Source organism: Streptomyces sp. NPDC007164 (genome assembly GCF_040634135.1).
In the GTDB taxonomy this organism is placed as follows: Bacteria; Actinomycetota; Actinomycetes; order Streptomycetales; family Streptomycetaceae; genus Streptomyces; species Streptomyces sanglieri.
In genome coordinates this window covers 40,452-60,703 of sequence record NZ_JBEYFB010000019.1, presented here as the reverse complement: position 1 = coordinate 60,703, position 20,252 = coordinate 40,452, and the positions used below count along the sequence as shown (strand labels likewise).

At 71.2% G+C, this 20,252-nt stretch carries 17 protein-coding genes; 15 read left to right on the top strand and 2 right to left on the bottom strand.

Features of this window, described 5'->3' with window-relative positions; translation table 11 throughout:
* Positions 1 to 74 precede the first annotated feature (74 nt).
* Together ABZ622_RS23360 and ABZ622_RS23355 are read left to right on the top strand one after the other, a co-directional pair.
* Positions 75 to 1,976, top strand: coding sequence for an alkyl sulfatase dimerization domain-containing protein (locus ABZ622_RS23360; protein WP_360546097.1), 1,902 nt, complete (start codon positions 75 to 77; stop codon positions 1,974 to 1,976).
* Between the two features lie 188 nt (positions 1,977 to 2,164).
* A complete protein-coding gene (locus tag ABZ622_RS23355; RefSeq protein ID WP_360546095.1) occupies positions 2,165 to 3,850 on the top strand; it encodes a PHP domain-containing protein in 1,686 nt (561 codons plus the stop codon).
* Between the two features lie 64 nt (positions 3,851 to 3,914).
* On the opposite strand, the gene pgm is transcribed toward ABZ622_RS23355, so the two are convergent.
* On the bottom strand, positions 3,915 to 5,555 hold the full coding sequence (gene pgm / locus ABZ622_RS23350) for a phosphoglucomutase (alpha-D-glucose-1,6-bisphosphate-dependent) (protein ID WP_360546093.1): 1,641 nt from the start codon (positions 5,553 to 5,555) through the stop codon (positions 3,915 to 3,917).
* Between the two features lie 200 nt (positions 5,556 to 5,755).
* Between pgm and ABZ622_RS23345 the strand changes: the two genes are divergently transcribed.
* The 3 genes from ABZ622_RS23345 (at position 5,756) to ABZ622_RS23335 (ending at position 8,377) form a co-directional block, all read left to right on the top strand.
* Complete coding sequence (locus tag ABZ622_RS23345; protein ID WP_360546091.1) at positions 5,756 to 6,241, top strand: GNAT family N-acetyltransferase; 486 nt, start codon at positions 5,756 to 5,758, stop codon at positions 6,239 to 6,241.
* Positions 6,242 to 6,349: 108 nt separating this feature from the next.
* Positions 6,350 to 7,972, top strand: a complete 1,623-nt coding sequence (locus ABZ622_RS23340) for a glycoside hydrolase family 13 protein (protein WP_360546089.1) — start codon at positions 6,350 to 6,352, stop codon at positions 7,970 to 7,972.
* An 87-nt stretch (positions 7,973 to 8,059) separates the two neighbouring features.
* Positions 8,060 to 8,377: a cupin gene (locus ABZ622_RS23335; RefSeq protein WP_360546087.1), complete on the top strand. Its 318-nt coding sequence runs from the start codon at positions 8,060 to 8,062 to the stop codon at positions 8,375 to 8,377.
* Here the strand turns inward: ABZ622_RS23335 and ABZ622_RS23330 are convergent.
* Positions 8,367 to 9,638 (bottom strand): MFS transporter, encoded by a 1,272-nt coding sequence (locus tag ABZ622_RS23330; RefSeq protein WP_360546085.1) that lies wholly within the window; start codon positions 9,636 to 9,638, stop codon positions 8,367 to 8,369. The genes ABZ622_RS23335 and ABZ622_RS23330 overlap by 11 nt on opposite strands.
* 80 nt (positions 9,639 to 9,718) lie before the next feature.
* On the opposite strand from ABZ622_RS23330, the gene ABZ622_RS23325 reads away from it, so the two are divergent.
* From ABZ622_RS23325 to ABZ622_RS23280, 10 genes are all read left to right on the top strand, one after another.
* The gene (locus ABZ622_RS23325; RefSeq protein WP_360546083.1) at positions 9,719 to 10,624 is read left to right on the top strand and encodes a LysR family transcriptional regulator; all 906 of its coding nucleotides are present in this window, start codon (positions 9,719 to 9,721) and stop codon (positions 10,622 to 10,624) included.
* A 92-nt stretch (positions 10,625 to 10,716) separates the two neighbouring features.
* Complete coding sequence (locus tag ABZ622_RS23320) at positions 10,717 to 11,751, top strand: alpha/beta hydrolase-fold protein (protein WP_360546081.1); 1,035 nt, start codon at positions 10,717 to 10,719, stop codon at positions 11,749 to 11,751.
* Positions 11,752 to 11,912: 161 nt separating this feature from the next.
* Entirely contained in the window at positions 11,913 to 12,794 is an 882-nt protein-coding gene (locus ABZ622_RS23315; RefSeq protein ID WP_360546079.1) for an ABC transporter substrate-binding protein, read from the top strand.
* A gap of 184 nt (positions 12,795 to 12,978) precedes the next feature.
* Positions 12,979 to 13,233 (top strand): type B 50S ribosomal protein L31, encoded by a 255-nt coding sequence (locus ABZ622_RS23310; protein WP_093540855.1) that lies wholly within the window; start codon positions 12,979 to 12,981, stop codon positions 13,231 to 13,233.
* A gap of 209 nt (positions 13,234 to 13,442) precedes the next feature.
* On the top strand, positions 13,443 to 14,432 hold the full coding sequence (locus tag ABZ622_RS23305) for a LacI family DNA-binding transcriptional regulator (protein ID WP_360546227.1): 990 nt from the start codon (positions 13,443 to 13,445) through the stop codon (positions 14,430 to 14,432).
* Positions 14,433 to 14,499: 67 nt separating this feature from the next.
* Positions 14,500 to 16,182 (top strand): ABC transporter substrate-binding protein, encoded by a 1,683-nt coding sequence (locus ABZ622_RS23300; protein WP_360546077.1) that lies wholly within the window; start codon positions 14,500 to 14,502, stop codon positions 16,180 to 16,182.
* Between the two features lie 87 nt (positions 16,183 to 16,269).
* Positions 16,270 to 17,247 (top strand): ABC transporter permease, encoded by a 978-nt coding sequence (locus ABZ622_RS23295; RefSeq protein ID WP_360546075.1) that lies wholly within the window; start codon positions 16,270 to 16,272, stop codon positions 17,245 to 17,247.
* Positions 17,248 to 17,270: 23 nt separating this feature from the next.
* Entirely contained in the window at positions 17,271 to 18,218 is a 948-nt protein-coding gene (locus tag ABZ622_RS23290; protein WP_360546073.1) for an ABC transporter permease, read from the top strand.
* Positions 18,219 to 18,221: 3 nt separating this feature from the next.
* Positions 18,222 to 19,223, top strand: a complete 1,002-nt coding sequence (locus tag ABZ622_RS23285) for an ABC transporter ATP-binding protein (RefSeq protein ID WP_360546071.1) — start codon at positions 18,222 to 18,224, stop codon at positions 19,221 to 19,223.
* On the top strand, positions 19,220 to 20,251 hold the full coding sequence (locus ABZ622_RS23280) for an ATP-binding cassette domain-containing protein (protein ID WP_360546069.1): 1,032 nt from the start codon (positions 19,220 to 19,222) through the stop codon (positions 20,249 to 20,251). The genes ABZ622_RS23285 and ABZ622_RS23280 overlap by 4 nt, the downstream gene beginning before the upstream one ends.
* Position 20,252 lies beyond the last annotated feature (1 nt).

The following is a 20,252-nucleotide window of genomic DNA, read 5'->3' as shown; positions in this document are numbered from 1 at the left end:
CCGCCGTTGGAGGGTGGGCCGGACGCGTCCGCGCACTTCGGCCGAGGGACCGCGCGAGAGGGAGACCGAAAAAGATGACCCGGAAGACAGACTCCAAGCCCGCGCACCGCCGAATAGCGGAGGGCAACGCCGCGATCCTGCGGCGATTCCCCTTCGACGACACCCGCGACCTCGACGACGCCCGCCGGGGATTCATCGGGACCGCCGGAGAGCCAGTGGTCCGTGACGCCGCGGGACGCACGGTGTGGGACCTCGAAGCCTACGGATTCCTCGCCGGGGACTGCCCCGGCACGGCCAACCCCGGCCTGTGGCGCCAGAGCCGTCTCTCGGCCGGCCACGGCCTGTTCGAGGTGGTCGAGGGCATCTACCAGATCCGCGGCTTCGACCTGTCCAACATGACGGTGGTGGAGGAGGAGCGGGAGGTCCTGGTGATCGACCCCCTCATCTCGGCGGAGACCGCTGCCGCCGCCCTCGCCCTGTACCGCGAGCACCGGGGCGACCGCCCGGTGACCGGCGTCCTGTACACCCACAGCCACGTCGACCACTTCGGCGGCGTACGGGGCGTGGTGACCGACGCCGACATCGGCGGCGGGGTTCCGGTCGTCGCCCCCAGGGGGTTCCTGGAGCACGCCGTCAGCGAGAACGTCTACGCCGGCCCGGCGATGGCCCGCCGCGCCGCCTACATGTACGGTGCCGCGCTGCCGAAGGTCGAACGGGGCCAGATCGGCGCGGGACTCGGACAGACGACCTCCACGGGCTCCGTCGGACTGATCCCGCCCACGCTGGACATCACCCGCACCGGGCAGACGGAGACGGTGGACGGCATCCGGATGGTCTTCCAGATGACACCCGGAACCGAGGCCCCCGCCGAGCTGAACATCCACTTCCCCGACCACTCGGCGCTCTGCATGGCGGAGAACGCCACCCACAACCTGCACAACCTCCTGACGCTGCGCGGCGCAGAGGTACGCGACCCGAGGGAGTGGGCCCGGTACCTGACGGAGGCCGTCGGCCTCTTCGGCGACAGCACCGACGTCGCCTTCGCCTCGCACCACTGGCCCGTGTGGGGCCGCGAGCGCGCCGTCGAGTTCCTCACCGAACAGCGCGACGTCTACGCCTATCTGCACGACCAGACCCTGCGCATGCTCAACCGGGGAGACACCCCGCTGGAGATCGCGGAGGCGATGGAGATGCCGCCCGCCCTGGAACGGGCCTGGCACACCCACGGCTACTACGGATCGGTCAGCCACAACACGAAGGCCGTCTACCAGCGGTACATGGGCTGGTTCGACGGGAACCCCGCGCATCTGTGGGAGCATCCGCCGGTCGAGAGCGCCACGAGGTACGTCGAGTTCATGGGCGGCGCCGACGAGGTGCTGCGCCGGGCGCGCGAGTCCTTCGCCGCCGGCGACTTCCGCTGGGTGGTCCAGGTCGTCAACCACGTGGTGTTCGCCGACCCGGACAACGCCGAGGCCCGCGACCTCCAGGCCGACGCCCTGGAGCAGCTCGGGTACGGCAGCGAGAACGGTACCTGGCGCAACTTCTACCTCACCGGGGCGCTGGAACTGCGCCACGGCCCGGTCGGCACCCCGACCGCCACCGCGTCCCCCGAACTCATGCGCGCCCTGACGCTCGACCAGCTCTTCGACGCCCTCGCCATCCGTGTCGACGGACCCCGCAGCTGGGACGCGGACATCTGCGTCCGCTGGAACGTGAGGGACCGGGAACCCGTCACCATGCGGCTGCGCAACGGTGTGCTCACCCATGTGACGGGCATCGGGCCCGCGGCCTGCGAGCCGGACGTCGAGGTGACGCTCGACGAGGACGCACTGCGAGCCCTGCTCCTGGCCGAGACGCCCGTCTCCGGTCTGGTCGAGCAGGGGAGGGCGAAGGCCGACGGCGACCTCGCGAAGGTGGACGAACTGCTCGGCCACCTCGGCGAGCCCGACCCCGGCTTCGCCATCGTCACCCCGTGAACACCGTCACCCCGTGAACACCGTCACCCCGTAGATCTCGCGCGGACGGCACCGGTGTGCCACAGCGGCGACCCCCGCACTTCGCCCCGGGTTCACCGAATGGTTCCGGAACCAGGAAATCCTTCAGTCGGCGGCCCGACGGTCCGGCCCCGGACCGTCGCCGCCCGCACGAAGGAGAACGACGCGTCATGTCCCACCCCGTGCCCGAATGGGCCGACCCCCAGGTTCCCGCGGAGTCGCTCGACCCCCAGGGCCTCAGCCGCCGGGGGCTGATGCGCCGCGCCGGTCTGTTCGGCGCGGCCTTCGCAGCCGCCTCGCTGCCGCTGCCCGCGCTGGCCGACAGCCGGGGAGGACGGTCCCACGGGCACGGGCACGGGCATGGGCACGGTCACGCCCCCGATCTCGTCTATCTGGTCGGCGACCACCACAATCACTCGGTCTACAGCCACGACGCCAAGTACACGTTCTCCCAACTCGCCTCGGCAGGACAGAAGTTCGGCCTGGACTGGATGGTCTTCACCGAGCACAGCAACATCGGCCACGCCGAGTTCGGTGCCGCGCAGGAGCACCGGGAGATCCTCAAGGCCCGCGCCGACAACAAGCGCATGCTGATCTTCCAGGGGCTGGAGTGGTACATCCCCGGCGCCGAGCACTGCACCGTCTTCTCGCCGCCCGGACGGCACGAGGTCGACCTTCTCACCCGCTTCGAGGAGGCCTTCGACGGCAAGCTGCTCGGCTACACCGCCGGCGGCCCGACGCACCCCGACACCCCGCGCAACGAGGCGCACGCGGTCAAGGCCCTCAAGTGGCTGGCCGAACAGCGCCGCACCCGGTACGTCGACGACGTACTCGTCCTCGCCAACCACCCCCTGCGCCTGGGCATCGACTCCCCGCACGAGATGCGCGGCTGGCGCGACGCCGCCCCCGGGATCATGATCGGCATGGAGGGCGCCCCCGGTGCCCAGGCCGGTGCGATCCCGGGCTGGCACCCGGACACCAACGTCCGCGGCGAGTACACGAATTCACCCTCCGCCGACTCCTGGCCCGGCTACCCGCGCGAGGCGTACGTCACCTACGGCGGCTTCGACTGGGCGACCGCGACCGTCGGCGGCCTGTGGGACGCGATGCTCGCCGAGGGCAAACTCTTCACGATCACCTCCAACTCCGACGTGCACCGCGTCGCCCAGGACACCTGGGTCAACGGCGAGTGGCCGCCCGGCCGGGACTTCGACAACACCGGTCACCTCCCCGACCCGTACAACACCACCGAACCGCAGCCCGGCGGCGACTTCTGGCCCGGCCAGTTCAGCCGTACCCACGTCGGCGTCACCCGGTACGGCTACCGCAACGTGATGGAGGGGCTGCGGGCCGGCCGGGTCTGGGTCGACCACGGTCATCTCATCGACGGCATCGACGTCAAGGTGCGCGGCGAGCACGGCAACAGCGCCACGCTCGGCGGCCGGCTGCGCGCCAGGCGCGGCGAGCGGCTCACCCTCACCGTCACGGTGACCGCCGCCTCCCGCCGCAACCCGTACGGTGTGCTGCCGCGCCTGGAGCACGTCGACGTCATCCGCGGCGCGGTCCGCGGTCCGGCCGCCGACCGCGACGACTGGCACGCCCCCGACACCCGGCTCGCCCACACCGCCGACGTCTCGGGCCGCCGGGGCACGTACACCCTGCGCATTCCGGTCGGGCGCGCGGACGAGCCGTTCTACCTGCGGCTGCGCGGCAGCGACGGCAAGCGCCACGGGGCGGGCTTCCTCGGCTCGGCGATCGACCCGCACGGACCGCTGCCGCACGAGCCGGGGCAGGGCAACCCGTGGCTCGACACCTGGTTCTACACCAACCCGGTCTTCGTGGACGTCGTCCGCTGAAGCCGCCCGCGCACAGCTGCCCGGGGCCGGTCGTACGGCCGGCCCCGGGCGGCTGCGGCCGTGCTCAGGCCTTCAGGGCCGCGGAGACCACGGCCTCGGCCTCCTCCTGCACCCGGCCGAGATGGCCGGCGCCCAGGAACGACTCCGCGTAGATCTTGTACACGTCCTCGGTGCCCGAGGGGCGCGCCGCGAACCAGGCGTTCTCGGTGGTCACCTTGATGCCGCCGATCGGCGCGCCGTTGCCGGGCGCCCGGGTCAGCACGGCCGTGACCGGCTCACCGGCCAGCGTGTCGGCCGTGACCTGCTCGGGGGAGAGGCGCGCGAGCACCGCCTTCTGCGCGCGGTCGGCGGGAGCGTCGATCCGGGCGTACGCCGGCTCGCCGAACCGGGCGGTGAGCGCGGCGTAGTGCTCGGACGGCGACCTGTCGGTCACCGCGAGGATCTCCGAGGCGAGCAGCGCCAGAATGATGCCGTCCTTGTCGGTCGTCCACACCGAACCGTCGCGGCGCAGGAACGAGGCCCCGGCGGACTCCTCGCCGCCGAACCCGAGCGAGCCGTCGGCCAGGCCGTCCACGAACCACTTGAAGCCGACCGGCACCTCGACCAGCTCACGGCCGAGACCGGCGGCGACCCGGTCGATCATTCCCGAGGACACCAGCGTCTTGCCGACCCCCGCGGCCGTCGGCCACTGCTCCCGGTGGGCGTACAGGTAGTCGATGGCGACGGCGAGGTAGTGGTTCGGGTTCATCAGCCCGGCGTCCGGGGTCACGATGCCGTGCCGGTCGGCGTCGGCGTCGTTCCCCGTCGCGATCTGGTAGCGGTCGCGCTGCCCGATCAGCGAGGCCATCGCGTACGGCGACGAGCAGTCCATCCGGATCTTTCCGTCCCAGTCCAGCGTCATGAACCGCCAGGTGGGATCGGTCAGCGGATTGACGACCGTCAGATCGAGCCGGTGCTGTTCGGCGATCCGCCCCCAGTACGCCACCGACGCGCCGCCCAGCGGGTCGGCGCCGATGCGTACTCCGGCCGCCCGGACCGCGTCCAGGTCGAGCACGGATGGCAGGTCGGCCACGTAGTTGCCGAGGAAGTCGTACGTCCCGGTGGTCGACGCCGCCCGTGCGCGGGCGTACGGCAGCCGGCGCACGTCCTTCATCCCGGCGGCGATGATCTCGTTGGCCCGCTCCTGGATCCAGCCCGTGGCATCGGAACCGGCCGGGCCGCCGTTCGGCGGGTTGTACTTGAACCCGCCGTCACCGGGCGGGTTGTGGGACGGGGTGACCACCACACCGTCGGCGAGCCGTGCCGTCCGGCCCCGGTTGTGGCCGAGGATCGCGTGCGAGACGGCCGGGGTCGGGGTGTAGCCGTCGGCCGGATCGATGAGCACGGTCACATCATTGGCGGCGAACACCTCGATGGCGGTGATCCGGGCCGGCTCCGACAGCGCATGGGTGTCGGCGCCGAGGAAGAGCGGCCCGTCGGTGCCCTGCATGGCCCGGTACTCGCTGATGGCCTGGCTGGTGGCGGCGATGTGGTCCTCGTTGAACGCGGTGGCCGTGGACGACCCGCGGTGACCGGAGGTGCCGAACGCCACCCGTTGGTCCGGCTCGTCCGGGTCCGGGTGCAGCGCGTAATACGACGTCACCAGCCGGGCCACATCGATGAGATCCTCCGGCCGGGCCGGCTGTCCAGCTCGTTCGTGCGGCATCTGCCCACTCCTCCGTATCGGTCGGTCGTTCGGTGTTCCCCCGTCACATTTTCGCGGGTGGCCCGCGCCGGTCCGTGACTGCCCCGCCGAATTCCGCTGGCGGCCGAGCAGGACCCCGGCATAGGTTCGTCCGCGACCACGGGCGGTCCACCGCGGATCGCGCACGACGGCGGGTTTCCGGCCGGACCAGGAGAGACGACATGGCACGAGACGATTCCGGGCCGGACGGCCGGGTACTGCTGCGCGAGGCCACCGCGGCGGACGCCGGGCCGCTGACCCGGCTCTTCCTCGACTCGCGCGCCGCGTCGATGCCGTACCTGCCGAAGGTCCACAGCGACGAGGACACCCTCGCCTGGATGACCCATGTGGTGCTGCCCGGCACGACGGTACGGATCGCCGAGACCGGCAGCGGGGAGCTGCTGGGTTTCGCCTCCCTCGACGGAACCGAGCTGGAACACCTGTACCTGCGCCCCGACGCCCGGCGCCGGGGCATCGGCTCACTGCTCCTGGCCGAGGCACGCCGGCTCGCGGCCGGCGAGCTCACGCTGTACGTCTTCCAGCGCAATGCGGACGCCAGGGCCTTCTACGAGCGGCACGGGTTCACCGCCGTCGGGTTCGACGACGGCAGCCGCAACGAGGAGCGGGTACCGGACGTCCGGTACCGGTGGACGGCCGATCGCGCGTGATCCACGCGAGACATTGATCTCCACTGTGTGCGGTGGTTGAGTGAGTCACGCCCCGGCGGAGCTCCGGCCGAGGGCTTTGTGTCGACGCCCCGCGAAAGGAAGGCCCACGTGGCAGCCGGCCCCGCGCCCCAGGACACCGCGGACTGGTGGCGGGACGCCGCCATCTACCAGATCTACGTACGCAGCTTCGCCGACGGTGACGGTGACGGAACCGGCGACCTCGCGGGAGTACGCGCCAAGCTGCCCCACCTCGTCGAACTGGGCGTGGACGCGATCTGGTTCACCCCCTGGTATCTGTCGCCGCTCGCCGACGGCGGATACGACGTGGCCGACTACCGCGCCATCGACCCCGCGTTCGGCAGTCTCGCCGAGGCCGAGGGACTGATAGCGGACGCCCGTGAACTGGGCGTCCGCACGATCGTCGACATCGTCCCCAACCATGTCTCCGACCAGCACGCGTGGTTCCGCGCGGCCCTCGCCGCCGGGCCGGGCAGCCCCGAGCGGGAACTCTTCCACTTCCGGACCGGGCGCGGCCCGGACGGCGAACTGCCGCCCAACGACTGGGTCTCCGAATTCGGCGGCGTTCCATGGACCAGGCTCGCGGACGGCGAGTGGTACCTGCACCTGTTCGCCGCGCAGCAGCCCGACCTCAACTGGGCACACCCGACGGTCCGCCAGGAGCACGAGGACGTGCTCCGCTTCTGGTTCGAGCGGGGCGTGTCGGGCGTACGGGTCGACTCCGCGGCCCTGCTCGCCAAGGACCCCGCACTGCCCGACTTCGTCGAGGGCCGCGACCCCCACCCGTTCTCCGACCGCGACGAACTCCATGGCATCTACCGCTCCTGGCGGGCCATCGCCGACGAGTACGGGGCGGTCTTCGTCGGCGAGGTCTGGCTCCCGGACAGCGAACGCTTCGCCCGCTATCTGCGCCCCGACGAACTGCACACCGCCTTCAACCTCAACTTCCTGGCCTGCCCCTGGGACGCCGGGCGGCTGCGCTCCACGATCGACGACACGCTCGCCGAACACGCCGCGGTCGGCGCCCCCGCCACCTGGGTCCTGTGCAATCACGACGTGACCCGGACCGCCACCAGGTACGGCCGTGAGGACACCGGATTCGCCTTCCACGCCAAGACCTTCGGCACGCCGACGGACCTGGCACTGGGCGGCCGACGGGCCCGCGCCGCGGCACTGCTGTCGCTCGCCCTGCCCGGCGTGGTCTACCTCTACCAGGGCGAGGAACTGGGACTTCCGGAGGCCGACATCCCGCGCGACCGGATCCAGGACCCGATGCACCTGCGTTCGGGCGGCACCGACCCGGGACGCGACGGATGCCGGGTACCGCTGCCGTGGTCGGCGCGGGCACCGTACGCCGGATTCGGCTCCACCACGGAGCCATGGCTCCCACAGCCGGCCGACTGGTCCTCGTACGCCGCCGACCGGCAGCGCACCGACCCGGAGTCGATGCTCAGCCTCTACCGCGAGGCGCTGCGGCTGCGCCGGACCGAGCCCGGCTTCCGCACGGCGGGGGCTGGGGGCCGACAGCTGACCTGGCTGCCCTCCGCACCCGGTGTGCTCGCCTTCGCCCGGACCGGCGGACCGGTCTGTGTGGTCAATCTGGGGGAGGTGCCCGTGGAACTGCCCGAACACACGGACACCCTTCTCCTCAGCGGACCGCTGGACGGGCAGGGACGGCTTCCGCGGGACACCGCGGCCTGGTTGCGGCCGTAGGGCCGCCCGGTCGGTCGGGCGGATGATCCGCCCGGCCGGGCCGCCGCCAGGATCGCGGGGTGACGGGCACTGCGGCACAGTGGGCACATGGACGATCTGAATGCCCTCGCCGACGAGCATCTGGCCGCGGCCCGGGCCTCCGCACACGGCCGCAGCGCCCACCGCCTGCTCCACGAGGAACCCCTGAGGCAGACCGTCATCGCCCTCACCTCGGGCTCCGCCCTCGACGAGCACAACGCCCCCGCCGCGGCCTCCCTCCAGGTGCTGCGCGGCAGGGTCCGGCTCACGGCGGCCTCGGGCGATGTGGAGCTGGGGGCCGGAGGGCTCCAACCGATCCCGCAGGAGCGGCACGGGCTGCTGGCGCTGGAGGACGCCGTGGTGCTGCTGACCGCCGTCAACGACTGACGGCGCCGGACCCGTTGCCCGATCGTGCGGCGGAGGCCGCCCTGGTGCGCTCCAGGACCCACAGCAGGAGGCTGCCGGCCGCGAGGACGGCGCCCAGGAGGCAGATGCCGCTCCAGCCGGCCCGGGACCAGACCACCGAGGCCAGCGCCGCGCCGGCCGCCCCGCCCATGAAGAAGAGGGTCATGAAGGCGGAGTTGATGCGGTTGCGGGCCTCCGGGCGGAGCGCGTAGATCACGTTCTGGCTGCTGTTGAGCCCCGCCTGCTGGGCGATGTTCAGCAGGATCACGCCGACCGTCAGCCACAGCAGCGACGATTCACCGGCCAGCAGCGGCAGCCAGGCGAGTGTGAGGAGCGCGGCCGCCGTTCCCGACACGGCCTGCACCCGGCCGCGGTCGCTCAGCCGGGCCCCGATGTTCATGCCCACCACGCCGATGACGCCCACCAGGCCGAAGAGCCCGATGGCGGCCGCGTTCCACCCGAAGGGCGGCCGGGTCAGCAGGAACGTCAGCGCGGTCAGCTGCACGCTGTACGAGGCCATGGAGAACGCGCCGATGGCCGCCCGCCGGCGCAGCAGGGGCTCCTGTCGCAGCAGGGCCAGCGTGGAGCGCAGCAGCCCGGTGTACGACATCGTGGCGGCGTCGCCCGGCCGGGGCAGGCGGGGGAGGCGCTTGTGCAGGAGGACCGCCATGACGGCCATGAGCAGCGCGTTGACCCAGTACACGGTTCGCCAGCCGCCGAACTCGGAGAGCGCACCGGCGGCCAGCCGGCCGAACAGTCCGCCCAGCAGCACGCCGGACATGACGACGCCGACGATCCTGCCGCGTTCGGCCGGAGCCGCGAGGGCCGCCGCGAACGGCACCACGACCTGGGCCCCGACGGAGGTCAGCGCGGTCAGCAGCGTGCCGGCGATCAGCAGTGGTCCGGTGGGGGCGGCGGCCGTCGCCAGGAGGAAGACGGCGGTCAGGGCGAACAGGCCCACGGCGAGCCGCCGCCGGTCCAGGACGTCCCCGAGCGGGACGAGAAGGATCAGCCCCAGCGCGTACCCGGCCTGGGCGGCGGTCACGATCAGCCCCGCCGCGGTGACACCTATGTGCAGATTCCTCTCGATGATGTCGAGGAGCGGCTGTGCGAAGTAGTTCCCGGCGCAGGAGAGAGCGGCGGCGAGAGCCATCAGCAGAACCAGACCGCGGCCGAGCGCGGGCTGCGGGGACATGGTGCGGGGCACGGCCCGGCTACGGGTTTCGTGAGTGGTGTGAGCCATGTGTCCCAGCCTCATGGACCGGCCATCGATGAGTCCAACACATGTTTTTCATTCCATCGATCGTGGTTCACGATGGATGGATGGAACTTCAGCAGATGCGGTACGTCGTCGCGGTGGCGGAACTGGGCAGCTTCACCCGCGCCGCGAAGCGGTGCCTGGTCGTCCAGTCCGCTTTGAGCCATCAGATCGCCCGACTGGAGAAGGAGCTCGGGGCCCGGCTCTTCGACCGGACCAGCCGCCGGGTCCGGCTCACCGTGGCGGGCGAGGTGTTCCTGCCGGAGGCCCGGCAGGCGCTGGACGCGGCGGAGCGGGCCCGCGCCGAGGTCGCCGCGATGGCGGGGGAGGTCCGCGGCCGTCTCGCGGTCGGCTCCATCCCGACCGTCTCCGCGGTCGACATCCCGGCCGCGCTGCGGGCCTTCCACCTCCGCCACCCGAAGGTGCGCATCGTGCTGCGGGACGGAGCGAGCAAGGACCTGGCCCAGGAGGTGCGGGACGGGACGCTCGACGTGGCGTTCCTGGGGGTGCTGCCCAGCTACCGGCCCAAGGGTGTGAGCGATCACGAGCTCGCCACGGGCGAACTGGTCGCCGTCGTGGCGCCCACCCATGCCCTGGCCGGGCAGACGGAGGTGGGCCTCGACCGGCTGGCGCAGGAGATGTTCGTCGACTACCCGGACGGCACCGCGGCCCGTGCGCAGTCGGAGGAGGCGTTCGCGGCGATGGGGCTCACCCGTGAGGTGGCCTTCGAGGTCAGCGGCACCGACTTCATCGTCCGGCTGGTACGCAGCGGGCTCGGCATCGCCATGCTGCCGGCCGCCTTCGCGGCGGAGCTGACCGGTGTACACGTGCTCTCCGTCCGCGATGCCCCCGCGCGCACCGAGCGCCTGGTCTGGAGCCGCTTCCGCCCCACCCCGGCGGCCGCGGCGTTCCTCACGGGGCTCGGAGTGGATCCCGGGTCGGTGGCCGGCGGAGGCGTTCCGTCCGAGTGAGGGCCGGAGGGCGGTGGACCCGGCAGAAGTATTTTCAATTCATATATTTTGAACTCGTAGTAACATCGGACTCCCGCTCCGAGGAGGTTCCGATGGCCCCATGGCCCACCGCGCTCGCAGGCCGCATCGACGAGCACGTCATCGACAGCGCACTGTTGCGCGACAACCCGCTGGGCGACCCGGCGCAGCGGCCGCTGTGGGTCTACACCCCGCCCGGCTACGACACCGATCCCGGGCGCCGCTACCCCGTCACGTACCTCCTGCTCGGCTACGCCGGAACGCTCCCGGTCTGGCGCAACCGCACCCCCTACCGTCAGCCGGTGCCCGAGCTCGTGGACGGGATCTTCGCCCGTGGCGAGGCCCCGCCGATGGTGCTGGTGTTCGTGGACGCCTGGACCACGTACGGCGGCAGCCAGTACATCGACTCGCCGGGTACCGGCCGCTACCACTCGTACCTCTGCGAGGAGATCGTGCCGTGGGTCGACGCCCACTACCGCACGGTCGCCGACCGCGACCACCGGGCGCTGGCCGGGAAGTCGAGCGGCGGACTCGGCGCGATGATCACACCGATGCTTCGGCCCGACCTGTTCGGCGCGTTCGCGACCCACTCCGGCGACTCGCTGTCGGAGGCCCAGTACATCCCCCATTTCCTCATGGCCGCACGGCACTTGAGGGCCTACGGCGGCGACATCTTCCGCTGGTGGGACGACTTCCGCTCACGCGTGGCCTTCACCAGGGACGAGGACCTGCGACTGCTCGAACTCCTCGGCGTCTCGTCCTGCTTCTCGCCCGCCGCGGACGGCACCCCGCAGCTGCCCTTCGACCCGCGAACGGGCGCGCTGCTGCCGGAGATCTGGCAGCGCTGGCTGGATTGGGACCCGGTACGGATGGCGCCGGCGCACGCCGAGGCGCTGCGGTCCCAGCGGGCGATCTGGATCGACGCGGGCACCCGCGACGAATGGTTCCTCGACCTGGGGGCGCAGGCCTTCCGCGACGCCCTGGCCGAGGCCGGGGTGGACGACGCGGTCATACGCTTCGAGCTGTTCGACGGAGGACACCACGCCGTCGAATACCGGATGCCGCCGGCCCTGGCCTGGCTCTCCCGGCGGATGGCGGACCCGAGCTGAGAAGCCGTCCGCCGATCGCGCCGACCGTTCGTGCGCGGGCGACTTCGCGCCATCCCCGGCGACCGGCCGACGGATGGGGTGTCACCGGAGTCTGCTGGGCAGGTACTGGTGTACGACCCCGGGGAGCGGGGTGCGGCGACCGGTGGCGAGGGGCGTGTGACGTGAGGGAGCAGACCGCGTGGCAGTTCTCCGACGATCGTGGACAGTTGTCGACGGCCGAGCGACGCCCGGCGCGGGTGCTCGCCTATGTCCAGGCCGGAGCGACCCTGTGGGACCACGGAATACGCCCCACCGCGATATTCGGCTCCGATCACGACGACCGGACCGTGCCGGACACGGCGAAGACCGGTTCGCTGCCCTTGACCGAGGTCGGCTACCTCGGCGCGGGCAGCACCCTGGACGTGGACACCCTGCTGAGCGGTGAGCCGGACCTCGTCGTGGCGGTCAGCTACGGCGGCGGTCACGTCTACGGGCTCGCCGCTCAGCCCGCCAAGCGTCTGGAGGAGCACGTCCCGGTCGTCGTCATCGACGTGGGGCAGGCGCGCACCCTCGCCGAGATCGGCGACCGGTTCGCCCTGCTCGCCCGCTCGCTCGGGGCCGAGGAGCCCGAGGCGGCGACCCAGGACCTGGACGCCGCGCGGCACCGGCTGAGCACGCTCGTCGCCGGTGCGGAGGGGCCCCGGGTCGTCGCGCTCTCCCCGGCCGGCCAGGAACAGACCCACCTCGCCCGCCCCCGGATGTGGCCGGAGCTGCGGGTGCTGGCCGAGCTCGGTGTCGACCTCGTGGAGCCGGCCGAAGGCCCCGGCGTGAACTGGTCCACGGTCGGCTGGGCGGAAGCGGCGGCGCTGCGCCCGGCGGTGGTGCTCGCCGACATCCGGGCCAACGCCACACCGCTGGACGAGCTGCGGACCAACGCCGACTGGGCGGCGGTCGAGGAGGCCGCCCGGGTGGTGCCGTGGAACCCGGAGCCGGTGTGCAGCGCACGGGCCCACGCCGCCTTCCTGGACCTGGTGGCCGACGCGGTGGAGGCGCCCGGCCGCTGAGCACCGGCGGGGACGCACGCCCGGTGTGCGGCAGGGATCGCCGCATGCCGGACGGCGGGGATCCCGGACCGGTGTGTCCGCGCGCCGACGCCCGTACGGACGTGTCCGATCGCGCGGGCCGTGCCGGTTCGAGAGGCTGGTCGGGACCACCTCGTGCCGACCGCGTACGTCCCCAGGAGCAGGCATGCAGCAGGACAAGCACCCTTCCTACCGTCCCGTCGTCTTCCGAGACCGTTCGGCGGGCTACGCCTTTCTGACCCGGTCCACCGCGTCGAGCGAGCAGACGATCGACTGGGACGATGGCAACAGCTACCCCGTCATCGACGTGGAGATCTCCGCCGAGAGCCACCCCTTCTTCACCGGGAAGGCACGCGTCGTCGACTCGGAGGGGCAGGTCGCCAAGTTCGAGCGCCGGTACGGGGGCGAGGACGCCTCCTGACCCACGTACGGACCCGAGTCCCCCGCCCCTGTCCGAAGGGGCGGGGGACTCGGGTCCGTCACCCCTCTTGACACCGTTGGTCAACGCCTCGTAACTTGCCTGCAACATCTACTAACGCGCGTTACTAAAGCGCGTAACCAGCACGGCCCGCCGCCCGCGGGACGCAGGGGGTAACCGAAGTGGCCACGAACAAGGCGCGACGCGTGACGATGAGCGATGTCGCCCGCCATGCCGGAGTCTCGCGCACCACCGTCTCCTTCGTCCTGAACGAGCGCGCCGACGCCGGCATCCCCGAAGAGACCCGGCTGCGGATCCGGGCCTCCATCGAGGAGCTCGGCTACCGGCCCAACGCCGGGGCGCGGGCGCTCGCCGCCAAGCGCAGCGAGTGGTACGGGCTGATCACCGAGATCGTCACCGCGCCGTTCGCCGTGGACGTGATCAAGGGGGCGCAGGACCAGGCCTGGGCCGACGGGAAGTTCCTGCTCATCACGGCGGGGGACCGGGACCGGGCCATGGAGGCCGCCGCCTTCGACAAGCTCCTGGAACAGCGTGCCGAAGGGCTGCTGTACGCCACCACCTGGCACCGTGCGGTGACCCTGCCGCCCGCCGCCCGCGAGGTGCCGGTCGTCCTGGTGAACTGCTTCGACGCGGACGGCGCCCTGCCGTCCGTGGTGCCCGACGAGGTGGCGGGCGGCCACACCGCGACCCGCCGGCTGCTCGACGCGGGACACCGGCGCATCGGATTCATCAACCTCGACACCGGCATCCCGGCCGCCGTCGGACGGCGCCAGGGGTACGAACAGGCGCTGCGCGAGGCCGGACTGGACATCGACGACAGCCTCGTCGTACCGGGACATGCCACCGCCGACGGCGGGTACGCCGCGGCCTGCGAACTCCTCGACCGCGAGGACGGCCGCCCCACGGCACTGTTCTGCGGCAACGACCGCGTGGCGATGGGTGCTTACGACGCCATCAAGGAACGCGGACTGCGGATCCCGGACGACATCGCCGTCATCGGATTCGACAACCAGGAACTCATCGCCGCCTACCTGAGGCCCGGCCTCACCACGGTGGCCCTGCCCTTCGAGTTCATGGGAGCCAAGGGCGTCGACATGCTCGGCGCTCTCACAGCGGGACAGCCGCTCGACACCACACAGATGAAGGTCGGCTGCCCGCTGATCGAACGCTCGTCGGTCTGACTGCGAATCAGCCCGGCGGGAATCCTCACCCGTCTTCGGCCATTGAAGAGAGAGAAGAAACCACATTATGGCACCGTCGATACGTGCCCGGCGCCTCCGACCCGCAGCGCTCGCTGCCCCGGTCGCCGCCGCGGCCCTGCTGCTCACCGGTTGCAGCGGCACCGGTACGAACACTGCGGGGGACACCTCCGGTCATCAGCTTCTGACCGTCCCCCGCGAGGACTTCGCCACCTTCACCCGGAACTTCAACCCGTTCGCCCCCGGCCAGGTGGTCGCCCCGATGACCACTCAGGCGATCTACGAGGCGATGCTCGTCTACAACCCGGCGAACGGGAAGGCCACCCCCTGGCTTGCCACCTCCTGGGAGACCTCGAAGGACGGCAGGACCGTCACGTTCACCCTGCGCCACGGCGTCAGATGGTCCGACGGGAAGCCGCTGACCGCCGCGGACGTCGCGTACACCTTCGGGCTCCAGAAGAAGCTGCTCGGCGGCTACGAGTACCTGCGCGCCGTGAAGGCCGAAGGCACCGACAAGGTGGTCTTCTCCCTCACCAAGCCCTACTCGCCCGGCCTGTTCGAGCTGGGCAAGCAGATCATCGTGCCCGAGCACATCTGGGCGAAGGTGAAGGACCCGGCCAAGGACACCAACCCCGATCCGGTCGGCTCCGGCCCGTACACCCAAGTCGCCAACTTCCAGAGCCAGTCGTACGAGCTGCGGAAGAACCCCGAGTACTGGCAGCCGAAGAAGCAGCGCATCGACGGGATCCGGGTGCTGGGCTTCTCCGGCAACGACAGCGCCAACCTGGCCTTCGTCAACGGCGAGGCGGACTGGACGCAGTCGTTCATCCCCGAGGTGGACAAGAGCTTCGTCGCCAAGGACCCGGAGCACAACAAGTACTGGTACCCGAAGACCGGTTCGATGGTCGACTGGACCATGAATACCACCAGGGCGCCGTTCGACGACGTGAAGGTGCGCAAGGCGCTCAGCCTGGCCGTCGACCGCGAGAGCGTGACCGAGGTCGGCATGAACGGCTACACCCGGCCCGCCGACTGCACCGGCCTGTCCGGTGGCTACGACAAGTGGCGCGACAAGGCCCTCGCCGCCTCGTGCACCTGGACGAGGCACGACGCCGCCGCGGCGGCGAAGGCGCTCGACGACGCCGGGTACAAGAAGGGCTCCGACGGCAAGCGGAAGCTCAAGAACGGCAAGCCGTTCACCTTCGACATCTCGGTCGGCTCCGCGTCCTCCGACTGGCTGTCCGTCGCCAACATCATCAAGCAGAACCTCGCCGGGATCGGCGTCACCGCGAACGTCAAGTCCCCGGACTGGGCCGCCGTCGTCAGCGACTACGAGACCGGCGACTACGACACCGGAATTGTCTGGAGCGACAACGGCGCCACCCCGTTCCAGTTCTACCGGACCACCATGGGCACCGATTCGGTCGAGCCCGCCGGCACCAAGACGGTCAGCAACTACCACCGCTTCGGCGACAAGAAGGCCGACGCCCTGCTCGACCGCTTCGCCGCGGCCACCGACGAGGCCGGACAGCGCGGCGCGATCGACGGACTGCAGAAGCTGTTCGCCGAAGAGGCGCCCGTCGTGCCGCTCTTCCCCGGCCCGGAGTGGGGCGCCTACACCGACACCCGGTTCACCGGCTGGCCCACCGAGGACAACCCCTACGCCACGCTCACCAACCGCGGCGACACCACCGTCCTCGTCCTGACCAGCCTGAAGCCCGTCAAGAACTGACCGCACTGACACCCCGCCACTCCGGTGGCCCGCCCGCGCCGACCCCACGGACGGGCCGCCGGCCCTCATAGATTCGGAGAGGGACCAGTGCGTTACATCCTGCGCAACCTGGGCTTCTACCTGCTCGCCTTCTGGGCCTCCATCACCCTGAACTTCATGCTGCCCCGCTTCATGCCGGGGGACCCCGTCTCCCGGATGTTCGCCCGCTCGCAGAGCCAGATGCAGCCGGAGCAGATCGACCAGCTCCGCCGGCTGTTCGGCCTCGACCACCGCCCGATGTGGCAGCAGTACATCGACTACATCAAGGACATCTGCACCGGGAACATGGGGATCTCCATCTCCCGCTTCCCGACCCCCGTCTCCGAGGTCATCGCCTCCCAGATCGGCTGGACGCTGCTGCTCGGCGGCACCGCCCTCGTCATCGCCGTCGTCATCGGCAACCTGCTGGGCATCATCTCCGCCTGGCGGCGCGGCGGCCTGCTCGACTCGGTGTTCCCGCCGCTGCTCGTCTTCGCCGGCTCGTTCCCGTACTTCTGGCTCGCCATGGGCGCGCTCTACCTCTTCGGGATGACGCTCGGCTGGTTCCCCATGCGGCACGCCTTCGACGTGGGCCTCAGCCCCGAACTGTCCTGGGGCTTCGTCTCCAACGCGGCCTCGCACCTCTTCCTGCCCGCGCTGACCATCGTCCTGGTGTCGATCGGCGGCTGGATGCTCGGCATGCGCAACACCATGATCGCCACGGTCGCCGAGGACTACATCACGATGGCCGAGGCCAAGGGCCTCAGCCCGAGCCGGATCATGTTCCGGTACGCGGCACGCAACGCGATGCTCCCGTCCGTCACCAACTTCGGCATGGCGCTCGGATTCGTGGTCGGCGGCGCGCTGCTCACCGAGGTCGTCTTCGCCTACCCCGGCGTCGGCTTCCAGCTGCTCGCCGCCGTCCAGGGCCTCGACTACCCGCTGATGCAGGGGATCTTCCTCACCATCACCGCCGCCGTACTGGTCGCCAACTTCCTCGTCGACCTCGTCTACGTCCGACTCGACCCGCGTGTGCGCCTCCGCTGAGCGGCCGGACAAGGAGAAGACCCATGAGTGCCCTCGACTCCCGTACGGAGACCGTCGCACCGGCCGCGCCGCCGCCGGCCGCCGGAACCCCGAAGCCCCGTCGCGCCCGCGCCGGACTGCTGCGGTCCCTGCTCGCCAACCGCAAGGCCCTGTTCGGAGCCGTCGTCCTGGTGCTGTTCGCGCTGCTCGCCCTGCTGGCACCGCTGATCGCCCCGGGCGACCCCTCGAAGATCAACAGCCTGGGCGCCTCGGCCCCGTCCGGCTCCCACCTGCTCGGCACCACGGCCAAGGGGCAGGACGTCCTCGCCCTGACCCTGTGGGGCGCGCGCAGCTCGCTGCTGGTCGGATTCTGCGTCGGGCTCGCCGCGACCGCCCTCGCCGTGCTCGTCGGCATGGCCTGCGCCTACTTCGGACGGATCGTCGACGACGTTCTCTCCCTCGTCACCAACATCTTCCTGCTGGTGCCCGGAGTGCCGCTGCTCGTCATCCTCGCCGCGTTCATGCCGCCCGGAACGGCGACCGTCGTCCTCGTCCTCGTGGTCACCGGCTGGGCCGGCTCCGCCCGGGTGCTGCGCGCCCAGGCCAAGTCGATCCGCGGCAAGGACTTCGTCGCCGCGTCCGTCGTCACCGGTGAACGCGCGATCCGGATCATGTTCCGGGAGATCCTGCCCAACATGGCATCGGTCGTCATGACGACCCTGCTGGGCTGCGTCATCTTCGGGATCGGCGCCCAGGCGGGCCTGGAATTCCTCGGCCTCGGCGACGCCTCCGTCGTCAGCTGGGGCACCAACCTCTACTGGGCCGGCAACGACGGCGCGCTGATGACCGGCGCCTGGTGGGTGTTCGTGCCCTCCGGCCTCTGCATCGCCCTCGTCGCCTTCGCCCTCGCGATGGTCAACTACGCCGTCGACGAGATCACCAACCCGCGACTGCGCGCCCGCCGCACCGAGAACCGCAACCGGAAGGGCTGAACGATGACCACGCCCTCTCAGAACCCCGTGCCCGCCCGGACACCGGCCCCCGCCCAGGACCCCGTGCTCGACGTACGGAACCTGCGCGTCGAGTACGGCGGCGACGGCCGCGCCGTCATCGGCGCCGACGACGTGTCCTTCACCATCGGCGCCGGTGAGGTCTTCGGCCTCGCCGGGGAGTCCGGCTGTGGCAAGTCGACCGTCGCCAACGCCCTGATGCGCCTGCTCAAACCGCCCGCCCGGATCACCGCCGGATCGGTCACGTTCAAGGGGCGCGACGTACTCGCCATGGACCCGCGCGAACTGCGGGCCTTCCGCTGGCGCGAGATCGCCATGGTGTTCCAGTCCGCGATGAACTCGCTCAACCCGGTCCTGACCGTCGGCGAGCAGATCGGCGACATCTTCACCACCCATGAGCGGATGAGGAAGCGGCAGGCCCGGGCGCGCTCCGGTGAACTCCTCGAACTGGTCGGCATCGACCCCGCCAGGCTGAAGTCGTACCCGCACCAGCTCTCCGGCGGCATGCGCCAGCGCGTCGTCATCGCCATGGCCGTCGCCCTGAAACCGGCGCTGCTCATCATGGACGAACCGACCACCGCACTCGACGTGGTGGTCCAGCAGGAGATCATGGCGCAGATCGGCGACCTCCAGCGCGAACTGGGCTTCTCCGTCCTCTTCATCACCCACGACATGTCCCTGATGGTCGAACTCTCCCACCGGATGGGCGTGATGTACGGCGGACGACTCGTCGAACTCGCCCCCGCCAAGGAGCTGTTCGCCGACCCGCTCCACCCGTACACCCAGGCGCTCATGAACGCCTTCCCGCCGCTCACCGGACCCCGCGTCCACCTCACCGGCCTCGCCGACCTCCCGCGCACGGGAACGAGCTGCGGATTCCACGCCCACTGCCCCGACGACCGGTCGGACTGCTCCATGAACATCCCCGATCTGCGCGAGGTGGCCGCCGGCCGATTCGTCGCCCGTACGAGCGGAGGCGCGCGGTGACGGACCGGGCCACCACCACGACCCGCACCCCGCTGATGAGCGTGCGCGGACTCACCAAGGACTTCCGGATGGGCGGGCTGTTCTCCCGCGACCGCCACCGGGCCCTGCACGCCGTCGACCTCGACATCCCGCACGGCAGGATCGTTGCCCTCGTCGGGGAGTCCGGCAGCGGCAAATCCACCCTCGCCCGCTGCCTCGCCCGGCTCGAACAGCCCACCTCCGGGCAGCTCCTGCTCGACGGCCGGGACGTGCTGCGGACCCAGCGGCGCGGCGCCTCCCGCGCCTACCGGGGCACCGTACAGATGGTGTTCCAGGACCCCTTCGGCTCCCTCAACCCCGTCCACCGCGTCGAGCACTTCCTGCGCCGCGCCCTGCTGGTGCACGGCCGGCCCGCGGGCGAGGACGAACTGCGCGAACTCATCACCACGGTCGGGCTGAGCGAGGACATGCTCCAGTCCTACCCGCACGAACTCTCCGGCGGACAGCGCCAGCGCGTCGCCATCGCCCGCGCGCTCGCCGTCGACCCCCGCCTCGTCCTCGCCGACGAACCGACCTCGATGCTCGACGTCTCCGTACGCATCGGCATCCTCAACCTGATGCGGCGCCTGCGCGACGAGCACGGCATCTCCATGCTGTACATCACCCACGACCTGGCATCGGCCCGCTACGTCGCCGACACCACCCAGGTGCTGTTCGCCGGCGAACTCGTCGAGGGCGGCGACTCGCTCGCCCTGATGGACCGCCCCGCCCACCCCTACACCCGGCTCCTGCTCTCCGCCGTCCCCGACCCGGAGCGCGACCACGGCTACGACCCCGTCGAGCGGGCCGCGCTGCGCGCCGCCGTGCTGACGCCCGAGTCGTGCCCGTACGAGGACGAGGGCACGTGCAGCCGCACCGAGCCCGTCCGCCATGTCATCGGCGAGGACGAAGGACAGCCCCACTGGGTGCGCTGCCACCTCTACGCCCCCGCCACCCCCACCGCGCGCCGCGTACTGACCGCGGCCACCCCGGAAGCCGAGAACGTCTGAT